The following is a 15,496-nucleotide window of genomic DNA, read 5'->3' on the forward strand; positions in this document are numbered from 1 at the left end:
GAGCCATAGCCGCGCGCCAGCGCCAGGGCCGTCGTCTCGCCGACATGACGCATGCCGAGTGCATAGATGAAACGTTCCAGCGCGATGTTGCGCCGGCTTTCGATGGCGCCGAAGAGGTTGCGTATCGAGGTCTCGCCGTAACCCTCGATCTCCTCTAGCTTCAGCTTCGCATTCCGCTTCTGTAGCGTGAAGATGTCGGCGGGCTCCTTCACAAAACCTTCGTCGAAGAAGTACTGAAGCTGCTTCTCGCCGAGGCCATCGATGTCGAACGCCCGCCGCGACACGAACAGCTTCAAATGCTCGATCTTCTGATAGGGACAGGCGAACTCGCCGGTGCAGCGGGCGCGCGACCCCTCCTCGCCCGTCGCCGTCTCCTCGCGCACCACATCGGTGTGCAGCGGGCACGGGCACTTCTTCGGGAACTGGAATTCCTTCGCATTCTTCGGCCGCTTGTCGATCACGACGTCGACGACCTGCGGAATGACGTCGCCGGCGCGCTGGATCACGACGGTGTCGCCGATCCGAATGTCGCGGCCTTCGCGCAGCACCTCGCCCTTGTTGCCGATGCCCTTGATGTAATCCTCGTTGTGCAGTGTGACGTTCTGCACGATCACGCCGCCGACGCCGATCGGTTCGAGCTTGCCAACCGGCGTGAACGAGCCGGTGCGACCGACCTGGATCTCGATGTCGCGCAGTACCGTCATGGCACGCTCGGCCGGAAACTTGTGCGCAATGCCCCAGCGCGGCGTGCGCGACACGAAGCCGAGCCGTTCCTGCCAGTCGATGCGGTCGACCTTGTAAACGACGCCGTCGATGTCGTAGTCGAGCTCGGCACGCTGCTCTTCGATTGAATGATGAAACGCGAGCAGCTCCTCGACGGAGTGACAGAGCCTCGTCAGCGGATTGGTCTTGAAGCCGCAGCGCTCGAACCAGTGGATCATGCCGCTCTGCGTGCCTTCCGGCATCGCGCTCATCTGCCCCCACGCATAGGCGAAGAAGCCAAGCGGGCGCGAGGCGGTGATGCCGGGATCCTTTTGCCGCAAGGAGCCTGCTGCCGAGTTGCGCGGATTGGCGAAGATGGTGTCGCCGGCCGCCTTCTGCCGCTCGTTGAGCGCCAGGAACGCCTTCTTGGTCATGTAGACCTCGCCCCGCACCTCGCAGATGTCGGGAACGTTGCGGCCTTTGAGCGTCTTCGGCACGTCCTCGAGCGTACGGATGTTGGCGGTGACGTCCTCGCCCTCCGCGCCGTCGCCACGCGTCGCCGCGGTGACGAGTTCGCCACCCTCATAGCGTAGCGACATCGAGAGCCCGTCGATCTTGGGCTCGGCGGAGAAATCGATCCGGTCGTCGGCAAGCTTCAGGAAGCGCGCGATTCGCCCAACGAAATCGCGCACGTCTCCTTCCGCAAAGGCGTTGTCGAGGGACAGCATCGGCACTGCGTGCCGGACCTTCTTGAAGCGCCCGGACGGCGCCGCGCCGATCTTCTGCGACGGCGACTCCGCACTCACGAATTCGGGGAAGCGCTTCTCGATCGCGTTGAAGCGTTGGCGCAGGGCGTCATATTCGGCATCGGTTATCGTCGGTGCGTCGTCCTGGTAGTAGCGTTTGTCGTGCCCCTCGAGTTCGAGGGCAAGCCGCATATGCTCGACCTTGGCCTGTGCCTTAGTGAGATCGGCGACGTCGGGAAGCGTCTTCGCTTTGGATTTTGCTGCTCTTGCCATTGTGCTTGGATACGACGGAGCGGGCGGGACGGTAAAGGCGGTTACAGTTTCGTGCCCCGGACGCACCGCAGCGCTTCTTCAGCGGTGCGCTGCAGAGCCGGGGCCCATGTGGCAGCGCTCTGGGTCCCGGGTCGCGCTACGCGGGTCCGGGACGCGAGAATTAAGCCGTTGCGGCCCTCAGCAAGCGTTCCGCCGCCGCCCTCGCCTCCGCGGTGATCTCCGCCCCCGCCAGCATGCGCGCGATCTCCTCGCGGCGGTGGTCGGCGGCAAGCGCATTGACGCGGGTGGCGACGCGCTTGCCCTTGTCGAGGGCGTCCTTGGAAATCAGGAGATGCTGATCGGCGCGGGCGGCAACCTGCGGGGCGTGGGTCACGGCCATCACCTGCACCTGGCCGGCAAGCCGCGCGAGACGCGCGCCGATGGCGTCAGCCACCGCGCCGCCAACGCCGGTGTCGATTTCGTCGAACACCAGGGTCGGCGCCGAGCCACGGTCGGACAGCACGACCTTCAGCGCGAGAAGGAAGCGCGACAGCTCGCCGCCGGAGGCGACCTTCATCATCGGCCCTGGCTTGGTGCCCGGATTGGTCTGCACCCAGAACTCGACGCGATCGAAACCCTGCGGCCCTGGAGCGCGCTCATCGGTCTCGACCTGGGTCATGAATTTCGCGCGTTCGAGCTTGAGCGGGGCAAGCTCGGCGTTGACGGCCTTGTTGAGCTTCTCCGCCGATTTCTGCCGCGCAGCCGACAGCTTCTTTGCAGCAGCAGCGTACCGCGCGTCGGCCTCGATCGCGGCCTGCTCGAGCTTCTTCAACTGTTCGGCGCCGGCATCGATCAGCCGGACGTCGGCCGCATATTTCGCGGCGAGCGCCGCCAGACCGTCGACTGGTGTCGAATATTTGCGCGAGGCGGCACGCAGCGCGAACAGCCGTTCCTCGATACGTTCGAGCTCCGAGGGGTCGAAATCGGTGGCGGCGAGCGCGGCCTGGAGATGCTGGTCGGCTTCCTCCAACGAATTGATCGCGGCGTCGATCGCCTTCACCGCGGGCTCGACCAGCGCCGGCGAATTGACGCCGCGGCGCTCCAGCCTGCGCACGGCAGCCGCAAGAGCCGCGACCGGCGAATTGTGACCGCCGACGATCTCCTGCGCCTCGCGCAGATCGGAGGCGATCTTCTCGCCCTGCATCATGGTGGTGCGGCGGGAGGCCAGCGCCGTCTCCTCGCCGTCCTTCGGCGCGAGCTGCTTCAATTCATCCGAGGCATGGCGCAAATAATCCGCCTCGCGCGCGGCGCGCTCCATGCCGGCGCGATGCTCCTCCAGCGCCGTATTTGCCGTGCGGCGCGCGTCCCACAGCGATTCGACAGCGGTGACATCCTTCTCCAGCCCGGCAAACGCATCGAGCAGGCGGCGGTGCGTGGAGGCATCGACCAGCGCGCGCTCGTCATGCTGGCCGTGGATCTCGACCAGCGCAGCGCCGACAGCCTTGAGGGTCTGCACGCTGATCGACTGGTCGTTGATGAAGGCACGAGTGCGGCCGTCGGCGAACTGCACGCGGCGCAGGATCATCTCGCCGGTGTCGTCGAGCCCGTTCTCGGCGAGGATCTTCGTCGCGGGATGGGCCTTGGGCACGTCGAACACGGCCGTGACCTGCCCCTGCTCCGCGCCGTGCCGCACGAGGCCGGCATCGCCGCGGCCGCCGAGCGCCAGCGCAAAGGCATCGAGCAGGATGGATTTTCCCGCGCCGGTCTCGCCGGTCAAAACCGCAAGGCCGGTCGCGAATTCGATATCGAGCCGTTCGATCAGGACGATGTCACGGATCGACAGACGCGCCAGCATGGAACCCCAAATTTCCTAGCCGCCGAGGCCCATCTTCTTGAAGGTCCTGCTGATCCAGGACCCCTGATTCTCGCTCGGCTCGAGACCGCCGGATTTTACAAGATTATAGGCGTCCTTGTACCAGCGGCTGTCAGGAAAATTGTGCCCGAGCACAGCGGCCGCGGTCTGCGCCTCGCCGACGATGCCGATCGCCATATAGGCCTCGGTCAGGCGGTAGAGCGCCTCCTCGACGTGACGCGTGGTCTGGTACTGCGTGACCACGGTCTTGTAGCGGTTGATCGCGGCCGTGAAGTCGCGCTTCTGCGCGTAATAGCGGCCGACGGCCATCTCCTTGCCGGCGAGCTGGTCGCGCCCGCCCTCGATCTTGGCCTTGGCGCTGGTCGCGTATTCAGAGTTCGGATATTTGCGCACCACCTCTTCGAGCGAGGCGATCGCCTTCTCGGTACGGGTCTGGTCGCGGCTGACGTCGGGGATCTGGTCGTAATGGGAGGCCGCGATCAGATATTGCGCGTAGGCCGCATCCGGGCTGCCGGGATGCAGGGTGACGTAGCGGCTCGCAGAGCCGATGCAGCTGTCATAGTCGCCGGCCTGGTAGGACGCGTAAGCCGACATCAGAAGCGACTTGCGGGCCAGATCGGAATAGGGGTGCTGTCGGTCGACCTCCTCGAACTTCTTGTTCGCCGCCTTGATGTCCTTCTTCTCGTTCATGAGGTACAGGCCCTCATTGTAGAGCTTGTCGGCCGGCTCCTCGACGAAGGTGTCGTCCTTGGCGGTGAACTTGTCCCACAGCTCGCCCGCGCCGCAGCCGCCGAGCGGCAGCGCGAGCGCGAGGAACGCGGCAGCCTGCAGCAATCGTCGCGCCGAGGGCGCGAGCGAAGCCGTGAATGATTCGCGCGTCATACGCTGTGCTGACATGAATTTAAGACCTGACGTCCTGTGATGCGCTGCCCGCCATGCCATGACCCCGCCATGGCCGCGAAATCCGCTAGTTTTGCCCGTGCCTTGGCGCCCTGCCATGCGACCAAGCCGGTGGACCTAAAAAACGATCGTCAACGTCCCGGATAGGCAGGCATTTCGCCCGGATTAAGGCGACGGTGTGCCGATGCTAGTCGATCATGGTTACCAGGAAATGCGCAGGTCAGCCAAAGCAGCCGGAATCGGCCGTTCAGGACACGTCCGGCCCGTAGGCGGCGGCAATCCGGCCACCCACGATACCGCTGCCGACCTCGACCACGGGACGCGGGGTGCGGCGAGCCGTCTCACCTTCGACCACCCGCCAGGCTGTCCGATCGGCAAGCAGCGCGGTCAGGACGGCGTGGTTGAGCTTATGGCCGCCGCGGACCGAGCGATAGGCGCCGAGCAGCGGCAGGCCGGCCAGCGCCAGATCCCCCACCACGTCCAGCACCTTGTGGCGCACGCATTCGTCGGCGTAGCGCAGGCCTTCGGTATTCAGCAGCCGCTCATCGTCGAACACCACGGTATTCTCGAAGGAGGCGCCCCGCGCGAAACCTGCGCTCCAGAGACGCGCCTGATCGCACATCAGGCCGAAGGTGCGTGCCCGCGCGATCTCGCGGCGGAAACGCTCCGGGCTGAGCTCAAACGTGTAGGCCTGCCGGCCGATCACGGGATTGGCGAAATTGATCTCGACCTCGGCGCGGAAGCCGTTGGCGTAAGGCCGCAGCTCGCCGAAGGAATCGCCGATCGCAACCGAGACCGGCTTTAAAATCTGGATGAACCGGCGCTGCGCCGGCTGGCTGACGATACCGGCTTGGTCGATCGCCGCGACGAACGCCGCCGCGCTGCCGTCCATGATCGGTACTTCCGGACCGTCGATCTCGATGGTGGCGTTGTCCACACCCATGCCACGCAGTGCAGCAAGCACGTGCTCGGCTGTTGACACCAGCGCACCGTCGCTGTCGCCGAGCACGGTCGCGAAATCGGTCGCGATGACCTGCTCGGCAGTGGCGTGCACTTCGCGGTCGCAACCTTCGAGGCCGGTGCGGACAAAAACCAGGCCTGCATCGACAGGTGCAGGCCCCAAGGTCAGCGTGACGGGGAGACCGGAATGAACGCCGACGCCAACCACTGTGGCCTGCGCGCGGAGCGTTGTTTGCCGGCTAAATTTCATCAGGAACTGCCCACCCTACGACCTACTGCGACTTATACTGGACCGAACTGGCCGTCTGAGGCACCAGCTCGAATCTCGTATCCCCAAGTCACGCGCAAACCATAGTCACTGACCCAAACAAGCCAACTCACGCTTTTTTACCAATTGTTACCCCAACTCTGCCGCATTCGAGCGAGGCGTGAACCAATTTGGGCCACGTTTGGAGCCGGTTCCGGCAACTTTACTCCACCACGAAATACATAATTAATCATTTAGAATCAGTTGGTTGCGATCGCAACCCGAGATTCGGCGGACCAAATACAAAGGTCCCGGCAAACATTTCGCCGGGACCTTTTTCGTCGCCTTGATTGTAACAATCCTCACGTCGCCTGCCGGCGCAGGAAAGCCGGGATATCAAGATGGTCGTCTCCCTGTGGCGCCGGTGCAACAGGCGCAGGGCGGCCATGGACGTCCAAACCTTGCGGTGCGGGCCGTCGAGCATACTCGGATACCGGTTCGCTGCCTGCGATCTGCTGGGCTACACTGCGCTGCGGTTTGCGGTCGGGCAGCGGCGGCATCGCGGGACCTGCGCTGCGGGCGACAACCGGCGGCTCGCTCTCCTCGTCGCGACGGCCGAGGCCGACATTGGCAAGGCGCTGCAATAGCGACAGACGGGTCTTCTGGGTCGGCTCGTCCTCGGTCTCGCGGCCTTGGCGAATCTCGGCCTGGGCCGGCATCGGCAGGTCCTCGAGGCGCGGCATCCGGGGCGCACGCACAGGCGGACGTTCGGCCTGCGGCGGGATGAAGGTTTCCGGGGTCATCGGCTCCTGCATCGCGACGGGTGCTGCTTCCGGCTCGGGGAACAGTGAGGGCTTTTGCGCGATCGGGCGCACGGTGACATCGCCATAGGTCTGGGGCGCCGGGGCCTGCGGCACTTCAGGAGCCACAGCGGCGGCAATCGCAGCCAGCGCAGCACGCTCGACATTGGGACGTGGCGCCATCGGGGCGGCAGCGACCGGTGCGGCCGCCGCCGGCGGGATCTGCGCTTCCAGCCTCTGGGCGCGCTCGGCGAGCCGCTGATTGTCCGCGCGCAGCCGCGCGGTGAGATCGGCGAGCCGGGTTTCAGCCACGGCAGCGGGTGCCTGCGGGGCGGCAACGGCGACGGCCGGTGCGCTCGAGGCCAGGCTGTTGCGGGCGATCGCCGCCTGCTCGATACCGGTGGCGACGACCGAGACGCGGATCAGGCCGTCGAGGGCTTCGTCGAAGGTGGCGCCGACGATGATGTTGGCGTCCTGGTCGACCTCCTCGCGGATGCGGGTCGCGGCTTCGTCGACCTCGAACAAAGTGAGGTCCTTGCCGCCGGTGATCGAGATCAGCAGGCCCTTGGCACCCTTCATCGAGGAATCGTCGATCAGAGGATTGGCGATCGCAGCTTCAGCGGCGGTCAGCGCACGCTTGTCGCCGGAGGCTTCGCCCGTACCCATCATCGCCTTGCCCATCTCACGCATTACGGCGCGGACGTCGGCGAAGTCGAGGTTGATCAGACCTTCCTTCACCATCAGGTCGGTGATGCAGGCAACGCCCGAATAAAGCACCTGGTCGGCCATCGCGAAGGCGTCGGCGAAGGTGGTTTTCTCGTTGGCGACCCGGAACAGGTTCTGGTTCGGAATGATCAGGAGCGTATCGACGACCTTGTGCAGCTCGTTGATGCCGGCTTCAGCGGTGCGCATGCGGCGGCCGCCTTCGAAGTGGAAAGGCTTGGTCACCACGCCGACGGTGAGGATGCCCATGTCGCGCGCTGTCTTGGCGATCACCGGAGCTGCACCGGTGCCGGTGCCGCCGCCCATGCCGGCGGTGACGAACACCATGTTGGCGCCCGAGAGATGGTCGCGGAGCTCGTCGATCACCTCTTCCGCGGCGGCCGCGCCGACGTTGGGCTGCGAACCAGCGCCCAACCCCTGCGTCACCTGCGTACCCATCTGCACGATGCGCTGCGCCTTCGACATCGTCAGCGCCTGCGCGTCGGTATTGGCGACCACGAAGTCGACGCCCTGAAGGCCCGCCGTGATCATGTTGTTGACGGCGTTTCCGCCGGCGCCGCCGACGCCAAATACGGTGATCCGCGGCTTCAGTTCGTGAATATCAGGAACGTTGATACTGATGGTCATGGTTGCCTCTCGATCACGCGCGCGTGGGTTCGCCCCGGCCGGCGGCCGCGGGAGTTGGTGAAAATCCGGGAACGTGGAAACGAGTCATCAGAAGCCCTCGCGAAGCCATCGTCCGACCTTTCCGAAATAACCGCCGGTCCCTGTCTTGATCTGCCGCGTATGCCGCGGTTCGACATGTTCAAGGTGAACATATTGCGGGTAGACCAGGAGCCCGGCGGGCACCGCGAAGGCGGCGTTCTTCGCCTCATTGGGCAGCCGGCCGAAGCCGAGCGGTCGGCCGATCCGCACGGGACGGCCGATAATTTGCGTGCCGAGCTCGACGAGCCCGGTGAGCTGCGATGCACCGCCGCTGAGAACGACGCGGCCATTCGGCTCGGCCGCGAAGGGCGATTCCTTCAGCTTGTCGCGGACCATCTCGAAGATTTCCTCGGCCCGGTGCTTGACGATGTTGGCAATGGTCGCGCGGGAGACGATCTGCGGCAGATCCTGTTCGTCGCCTGCGGTCGGCACCGACATCAGCTCGCGCGAGTCCGATCCGCCGGTGATGACCGTGCCGTAAAGCGTCTTGATGCGCTCGGCGTCGGCGATGGTGGCCGACAGTCCGCGCGCCAGGTCCATCGTGATGTGATGGCCGCCGACCGCAAAGCCTGCCGCATGTACGAAGCGTCCGCCGGAATAGACGGCGATGGTCGTGGTGCCCGCACCCATCTCGACGACGGCGGCGCCGAGATCGGCCTCGTCGTCGGTCAGCACGGAAAGGCCGGCGACATAGGGGCTCGCCGCCATGGCTTCGACGTTGATGTGGCAGCGTTCAACTGCGAGCATCAGGTTGCGCGCCACGGTGGCGTCGCAGGTGACCACGTTCATGTCGACGCCGAACTGCCGCGCGACCATGCCGCGAGCATCTCGGATGCCCTTGACGCCATCGAGAGTATAGCCGACGGGGAGCGCGTGCAGCACGGTGCGGCCCGCGCCGGTGGCGTGGCGCATGCCGGTGGAGGTGACGCGACTGACGTCGGCCGGCGTGACCGCGCCGCCGCGGATGTCGGCGGCGGCTTCCACCATATGCCCGGCGAGCCTGCCGCCGGAGACCGACAGCAGCACGGATTCGACCCGCACCTTGGCCATCTTCTCCGCAAGCCCGACGGCCTGGCGCACCGCCTGCTCGCATTCGCCGAGATCGATCACCGCGCCGGCCTTCATGCCACGCGCCTGGATCTGGCTGTACCCGGTCAATTCCACTGCATGGGTGCGGCCGCGCAGGGCCTCGCTCGGCGCAGACGGCTTCAACCGTGCGATCATGCAGGCGATCTTGCTGGTGCCGATGTCGAGACAAGCGACGAGCCCGGCGCGCTTATGCGGCATCGGGCGGGTCTTCGGCGTCTGGGTGCGATCGAGACCGGTCATGCGGAATCACCGGCCTTCTTCTTGGACTTCTTGTCCTTGAACAACTCTTCGCGCGCCTTCGCGGCGTCGTCGGAGAGCTGCACCACGAGACGATCGGGCAGACGCATGTCGACGGCGACGATGTCCTTGGAGAACAGCTTCTCCTCCTTGTCGAGCTTGGACAGGGCGGCAAGCGCATTGCCGACGTCCTGCTCGGGCAGCCGCACGTCAAGGCCGTCCTTCAACCGCAGATTCCAGCGGCGCTCGCCGATGAAGATCGCCGCCTTGGTCACCGACTGCACCTGCGGATAGCGTGCGAGCAGCGCGAGGAAATCGCGCGCCTGGGTGGCAGCGCCCTTGCCGACCACGAGCGGCAGAGTCAGGAAGCGGCGCGAAACGTAGGGCTCGAGCACGGCGCCGTCGTCGGCGATCACGGAGAGCCGGCCAGCTTCCTGCCACAGCGCGAACGCCTTGCGCTCGGTGAGGTCGATCTGGAGCTGGCCCGGGTAGAGCTTCAGCACGGTCGCGTCCGCGATCCAGGGATTGGCCTTGAGCTTGTCGCGCAGGCCGTCGGCATCGAGGAACAGCAGCGAGGAGCGGCCGCTGACGCCGCCGATGGCAAGGATCTCGTCCTGGCTGAGCTGCTTGCGGCCATTGATGACGACGGACGTGATGCGGAAGCCAGCGGAATTGGCCAGCGCATTGCGGGCATCGCTGACAGCGGCGATGAAATCCTGGAGATGGCCGCCCTTGACGATGCCGAGGCCGGTCGCGCCTGCGAGCAGGATGACGGTCAGGCTGATCCCGACCCGGCGCGGCAGGAAGCGCTCGACCAGCGCGACGATGCGCGGCGTCGGCTCGCGCTCCGGAACGGCCTTGGCGCGGGCGCGCTTTTCCTGGAGCTTCTCTTCGCGCTTCTGCTCGACCCACTCGCGCAAGAGCACGACCGCTCCGATAGCGGCCGCCTTCAGGTCAGTTTGGGGCCTCAGCGATCGAAGTAGTGACCGGGTGAGGCTGCCTGCACCATCCATTGCACGAGCTCGTCAACAGTTAGCCCGCGGAAAATTCGCGGGTTCTGGCGCCCATGACGTCTCGGACCGGCCGGCCGGGTGGTCTTCAGCAGAAGAAGCCTCTCCCCTTCAAAGCGTTGGCCGGAGACGGGAACACCCGCGACAGCCCACGCGCCGGCAGCCAAATCGCCATATGCGCCGCCAGCGTTAACCTTCGGACTTCCTGGTAAACAAAAGGTAAAGGTCGTTAACGACCGGAGCTTTTTGCCTCGTCTTGTGAGGCATTTATGCCGCTATCCCCGGCATTTTATCGATTTTTGGGTTCCAAAACGGGCGGTTTCGCCCGACCGGCCGTTAACCAACCCTAATTATTTCCGCACGCGCCGTTCGGCGAGTTCGACCAGGTCACGCAGGAAATCGGCGAACTCGATGCCCTGCGCCTTCAGCGCCTTGGGATAGAGCGAGGACTTGGTGAGACCTGGCAGGGTGTTGGTCTCGAGATAGACCAGGCCCTTGTCCGACACGATGAAATCCGAACGCGAATAGCCGGTGCAGGACATCGCCCGGTGCGCCCGCATCGCCTGGTCCATCAGCGCAGCGGTGACGTCAGGTGAAAAGCGGCCGGGGCAGATCTCCTGGGTCGACTTCAAGAGATATTTTGCGGCGTAATCGAAATTGCCCTCGCCCGGGATGATCTCGATCGGCGGCAGCGACATCATCGAGCCGTCCGGCCGCTCCAGGACGCCGCAGGTTGCTTCGATCCCGGCGATATAGGGTTCGATGACGTATTCTTCATGCTTGGCAGCATTGCGGACAGCGACAATATCCTGCTTGGCGTTGACGAATATCAGACCGTAACTCGATCCATCGCGCGCTGGCTTTGCAATCAGCCTGCCGTATTCGGCAAAGGCCTCGTCGATATCTTCCAACGCGATGCCGTTTGGCGGCGTCACGCCGCCGAGCGCGGCAAACTGTTTGGCGGCGATCTTGTCGAAGGCGAGATGCGAGGAAGCCGAGCCCGAACCGGTGAAAGCCACGCCGCGCGATTCGCACATCACCTGCAATTCGCCGTTCTCGGCACGGCCGCCATGGAGCGCGAGCACCAGCACACGATCCTCGGCCTTGGCCCGGTCCAGCGCCTGCTCCAGTGGAATGCCGCGGGTGCCCGGATTGAACTCAACCTCGAAGGGACGAGCGTGTTCGACGAGCTGCTTGGACTGGACGACATGCACATTGTCCTGGACATCCCAGAACCAGAGATCGGCTTCGGGCAAGGCCTGCTGCAGGGCCTGCGCGCTTGCGACCGAGACCAGACGCTCCCTGTTGGAGCCGCCGAAGAGAATGGTGATGCGCATTTTTGATTCGCTACCTTTCCACCTTCGTCATTCCGTGATGCGCCGTTAGGCGTAGGCCCGGAATCCATAACCCCGGCTGGTGGTTATGGATTCCGGGCTCGCGACTTCGGCGCGCCCCGGAAAGACAGCTACGCTGGAACCCCGATCCTTTTGATTTCCCAGTGTAGCTCGATTCCCGAGTTCGCCTTCACGCGTTCGCGCACGGTCTCGCCCAGTGTCTCGATGTCGTGGCCGGTCGCATCGCCCGTGTTGATCAGGAAGTTGCAGTGCATCTCCGACACCTGCGCGCCGCCGACACGCAGGCCGCGGCAGCCGGCGGCGTCGATCAGCTTCCAGGCAGAGTGACCGGGTGGATTCTTGAAGGTCGAGCCGCCGGTCTTTTCGCGAATCGGCTGCGCCGTCTCCCGATGGTTCTGCACCTCCGCCATGCGGGCGCGGATCGCGTCCGCATCCTTGATGACGCCGCGAAAGCGCGCCGAAGTGAAGATGATCGAGGGATCGACACCGCTGTTGCGGTAGACGAACTTCATGTCGGCATTGGAGAAGATGTGCTTCGTGCCGTCGCGACCGATGCCGGTCGCCTCGCTCAGCACGTCCTTGGTCTCACCGCCATTGGCTCCCGCATTCATGCGCAGCGCGCCGCCGATCGTGCCGGGAATGCCGTAGAAGAACTCGAGCCCACCGATATCAGCGTTGGCCGCCACTTCCGCAACACGCTTGTCGAGCGCGGCAGCCCCTGCTGCGACGATGTCGCCGCTCGCACGCGCATCGCCAAAGGCGCGCGGCGCAAGGCGGATCACGACGCCCGACATGCCGCCATCGCGCACGATCAGGTTGGAGCCGACGCCGACGACGTAGACCGGAACGTCGGTTGAGAGATGCGCCAGGAAATAAGCGAGATCGTCTTCATCGGCCGGCGTGAACAAGATCTGCGCCGGACCACCGACGCGAAACCAGGTGAGCTCTGCCAGCGACTGGTTCGCCAGGAGCCGCCCGCGCAGCTCAGGCATCGCGGTTTTCAGCTCGGGTGTGATGTCGGGGAAAGTCATGCGACTGCTCACCCCAGCGCCTTCAATTCGCCGGGCAGCGCGTACGCCCATTGCGTGATGTTGCCGGCGCCCAGGCACACGACGAGATCGCCTGACTTCGCCACGCCCTTGACGATGCCGGCGAGATCCGAGGATGCCGGCAGCGGAATCACCTGGCGGTGGCCGTGGGCGCGCAGCCCGGCGACGAAATGATCGCGATCGATGCCTTCGATCGGCGCCTCGCCGGCGGGATAGACCTCGGCGACGATCACCGCATCCGCATCGTTGAAGCAGGTACAAAATTCCTCGAACAGCGATTGCAGGCGGGTGAAGCGATGCGGCTGCACCACGGCGAGGATCTTGCCATTGGTGGATTCGCGCGCCGCCTTCAGCACGGCAGCGATCTCGACGGGATGGTGACCGTAATCGTCGATCACCGTGATGCCGTTCCACTCGCCGGTCTTGGTGAAGCGGCGCTTCACGCCGCCGAAGGTGGCCATCGCCTTGCGGATCGCCTCGTCAGAGACGCCGAGCTCATGCGCTACCGCGATCGCGGCGGTGGCGTTGGAGGCGTTGTGACGTCCCGGCATCGGCAGCATGAGATCAGCGATCTCATGCACGGCACCGGTTTTTCGATCGCGGATCGCGACCTTGAATTTCGATCCACCGCCCATCGGCGTGAGATCGAGGAGCCGCGCATCGGCCTGCGGGTTCTCGCCATAGGTGATGATGCGGCGATCCTCGATCTTGCCGACCAGGCTCTGCACGGTCGGGTGATCGATGCACATCACGGCAAAGCCGTAGAACGGCAGGTTCTCGACGAAGTTGCGGAACGCATCCTGCACGGCTTCGAACGTCTTGAAGTGATCGAGATGCTCGGGGTCGACATTGGTGACGATCGCGACATCCGTCGGCAGCTTCAAAAAGGTGCCGTCGCTCTCGTCGGCTTCCACCACCATCCATTCGCCGGCACCCAAGCGTGCATTCGAGCCATAGGCGTTGATGATGCCACCGTTGATCACGGTCGGATCGAGGCCGCCGGCATCGAGGAGTGTCGCGACCATCGTCGTCGTCGTGGTCTTGCCGTGGGTGCCGGCGATCGCGACGCAGCTCTTCAGCCGCATCAATTCGGCCAGCATCTCGGCACGGCGCACCACGGGAATGCGCTGCGCGCGCGCCGCCATCAATTCCGGATTGTCGCGCTTGATCGCAGACGACACCACGACGACGTCGGCGCCATCGACATTCTCGGCCTTGTGGCCAACCGAGACCCTTGCGCCCTTCTTGCGCAGCCGGTCGAGATTGTAATTGTCAGAGGCGTCGGAGCCCTGCACGGTGTAGCCGAGATTGACCAGCACCTCGGCGATGCCGCTCATGCCGATGCCGCCGATCCCGACGAAGTGGATGGGTCCGATCCCACGCGGCAGTCTCATGTTGTCTCCTCGACGTCACCGTCCGCCTTGTGCGCTCTTGCGCACTGGGGCGGGACGATCCAGTACTCCGCGAAGCCTGAGATTCAAATCGGCCCGCGCCGGTTACTGGATGCCCCGCTTTCGCGGGGCATGACAAGGGGCATTTTTGGTCATTCCGGGGCGGAACTGGCGTCAGAGTCCCGCCACTTTGACCACCAGATCGGCCAGCCGCTCGGCGGCATCGAGCCGGCCGGCGCCGCGGGCAGCCTCGGCCATGGCGGCAAGGCGGGCAGGCTCGGCAGCGAAAGCAGAGATCTCGCCAGCCAGCCGATCCGAGGTGAACTCGGTCTGCGGGATACGCAAGCCGCCGTTCACCTGGGCGAGCACGCCGGCATTGGCGAACTGGTCCTGGTCGATCGAGCCGGGCAGCGGCACCAGGATCGAGGGCCGTCCGATCGCGGCGAGCTCGGCGACCGTGCCAGCGCCGGAGCGCGACACCACCAGATGATTGGAGGCAAGCCGCGCCGGCAAATCCGTGAAGAACGGCGCGAGCTCGGCATTGATCTTGAGCTTGTCGTAGACCGCGCGCACCCGCGTCATGTCCTCATCGCGGACCTGCTGGGTGAGGATCAGCCGGCTCCAGATCGCAGGCGCGAGCTGCTCGATCGCGCCCGGCACGATATCGGCCATGATGCGCGCGCCCTGGCTGCCGCCAACGACGAGCAGGCGAAGCGGCCCGTTCGGCTCCGGCGGGGCGTACTTCACCGCGGCGGCTGCGAGGATCGCCGGGCGCATCGGCGTGCCGACCGTCGTGGTCTTCGGCGCTAGCGCGGGATCGCGTTCGAGCACACCTGGCAAGGACGTCGCGATCGCGCGGACATAACGGGCCAGGAAGCGGTTGGCGCGGCCGAGCACCGCGTTGGCATCGTGGATGATACCCGGCACGCCGGCGAGTTTTGCGGCGATCAAGGGCGGCAGCGTCGGATAGCCGCCGAAACCGACGACCGCGACCGGCTTCAATCGGCGCATCAGACTGAAGGCCGATAGCGTGCCGGTGGCAAGCGTGAGGCCGGCATGGGCAAGCTGAATTGGATTGCGGCCACGTGCGGTCTCGCTTGCCACGACGTCGATCATGTCCTTGCTGAACAGCCCGCTATAGCGGAGCGCCCTCGCGTCCGTGACGAGCCGCACACGAAATCCGCGCCGGACCAGCTCGACACCGAGCGCCTCGGCCGGAAACAGATGACCGCCGGTGCCGCCCGCGGCGAGAAGAATCAAGGGGGAAGTGTCCATGATGGAGGGTTTTACAGGCAGTCAGCCTTCATTGCGAGGCAGGCAACGAGGATGGTTCTCATGCCTCGGGCGCAGCGCAGCGCGCGTTTTGCACGGCGTGTTGCGTTGCTGAACCGGGGCCCATCCTTGCGACGATCTGGGCCCCGGATCTGCGCTTCGCTTGTCCGGGGCACGAGAGCAAC

General features: G+C 65.1%; 11 protein-coding genes. All 11 read right to left on the reverse strand.

Features of this window, described 5'->3' with window-relative positions:
* The coding region (gene ligA / locus Q3C01_RS24110; RefSeq protein WP_458147792.1) for an NAD-dependent DNA ligase LigA at positions 1-1,721 on the reverse strand (1,721 nt) is incomplete at its 3' end.
* Between the two features lie 160 nt (positions 1,722-1,881).
* Positions 1,882-3,555 (reverse strand): DNA repair protein RecN, encoded by a 1,674-nt coding sequence (gene recN / locus Q3C01_RS24115; protein WP_458147793.1) that lies wholly within the window; start codon positions 3,553-3,555, stop codon positions 1,882-1,884.
* A gap of 15 nt (positions 3,556-3,570) precedes the next feature.
* A complete protein-coding gene (locus tag Q3C01_RS24120; RefSeq protein WP_458147794.1) occupies positions 3,571-4,470 on the reverse strand; it encodes an outer membrane protein assembly factor BamD in 900 nt (299 codons plus the stop codon).
* Positions 4,471-4,720: 250 nt separating this feature from the next.
* Positions 4,721-5,683 (reverse strand): UDP-3-O-acyl-N-acetylglucosamine deacetylase, encoded by a 963-nt coding sequence (gene lpxC / locus Q3C01_RS24125; RefSeq protein ID WP_458147795.1) that lies wholly within the window; start codon positions 5,681-5,683, stop codon positions 4,721-4,723.
* A 359-nt stretch (positions 5,684-6,042) separates the two neighbouring features.
* A complete protein-coding gene (gene ftsZ, locus Q3C01_RS24130) occupies positions 6,043-7,830 on the reverse strand; it encodes a cell division protein FtsZ (RefSeq protein WP_458147796.1) in 1,788 nt (595 codons plus the stop codon).
* Between the two features lie 87 nt (positions 7,831-7,917).
* Positions 7,918-9,237 (reverse strand): cell division protein FtsA, encoded by a 1,320-nt coding sequence (gene ftsA / locus Q3C01_RS24135; protein WP_458147797.1) that lies wholly within the window; start codon positions 9,235-9,237, stop codon positions 7,918-7,920.
* Positions 9,234-10,247, reverse strand: a complete 1,014-nt coding sequence (locus Q3C01_RS24140) for a cell division protein FtsQ/DivIB (protein WP_458147798.1) — start codon at positions 10,245-10,247, stop codon at positions 9,234-9,236. Before Q3C01_RS24140 ends, ftsA begins: the two co-directional genes overlap by 4 nt.
* 347 nt (positions 10,248-10,594) lie before the next feature.
* Positions 10,595-11,581, reverse strand: coding sequence for a D-alanine--D-alanine ligase family protein (locus tag Q3C01_RS24145; RefSeq protein ID WP_458147799.1), 987 nt, complete (start codon positions 11,579-11,581; stop codon positions 10,595-10,597).
* Between the two features lie 128 nt (positions 11,582-11,709).
* Positions 11,710-12,630 (reverse strand): UDP-N-acetylmuramate dehydrogenase, encoded by a 921-nt coding sequence (murB, locus tag Q3C01_RS24150; protein WP_458147800.1) that lies wholly within the window; start codon positions 12,628-12,630, stop codon positions 11,710-11,712.
* Positions 12,631-12,638: 8 nt separating this feature from the next.
* Entirely contained in the window at positions 12,639-14,042 is a 1,404-nt protein-coding gene (gene murC, locus Q3C01_RS24155) for a UDP-N-acetylmuramate--L-alanine ligase (protein ID WP_458147801.1), read from the reverse strand.
* 171 nt (positions 14,043-14,213) lie between these two features.
* Positions 14,214-15,314, reverse strand: a complete 1,101-nt coding sequence (gene murG, locus Q3C01_RS24160) for an undecaprenyldiphospho-muramoylpentapeptide beta-N-acetylglucosaminyltransferase (RefSeq protein WP_458147802.1) — start codon at positions 15,312-15,314, stop codon at positions 14,214-14,216.
* Positions 15,315-15,496 lie beyond the last annotated feature (182 nt).

Source organism: Bradyrhizobium sp. UFLA05-109 (genome assembly GCF_054185165.1).

Bases quoted from the DNA above. Each gene is read 5' to 3' on its own strand.
- recN (WP_458147793.1), bottom strand. From the start codon at position 3,555: ATGCTGGCGCGTCTGTCGATCCGTGACATCGTCCTGATCGAACGGCTC.
- Q3C01_RS24120 (WP_458147794.1), bottom strand. From the start codon at position 4,470: ATGTCAGCACAGCGTATGACGCGCGAATCATTCACGGCTTCGCTCGCG.
- lpxC (WP_458147795.1), bottom strand. From the start codon at position 5,683: ATGAAATTTAGCCGGCAAACAACGCTCCGCGCGCAGGCCACAGTGGTT.
- ftsZ (WP_458147796.1), bottom strand. From the start codon at position 7,830: ATGACCATCAGTATCAACGTTCCTGATATTCACGAACTGAAGCCGCGG.
- ftsA (WP_458147797.1), bottom strand. From the start codon at position 9,237: ATGACCGGTCTCGATCGCACCCAGACGCCGAAGACCCGCCCGATGCCG.
- Q3C01_RS24140 (WP_458147798.1), bottom strand. From the start codon at position 10,247: ATGGATGGTGCAGGCAGCCTCACCCGGTCACTACTTCGATCGCTGAGG.
- Q3C01_RS24145 (WP_458147799.1), bottom strand. From the start codon at position 11,581: ATGCGCATCACCATTCTCTTCGGCGGCTCCAACAGGGAGCGTCTGGTC.
- murB (WP_458147800.1), bottom strand. From the start codon at position 12,630: ATGACTTTCCCCGACATCACACCCGAGCTGAAAACCGCGATGCCTGAG.
- murC (WP_458147801.1), bottom strand. From the start codon at position 14,042: ATGAGACTGCCGCGTGGGATCGGACCCATCCACTTCGTCGGGATCGGC.
- murG (WP_458147802.1), bottom strand. From the start codon at position 15,314: ATGGACACTTCCCCCTTGATTCTTCTCGCCGCGGGCGGCACCGGCGGT.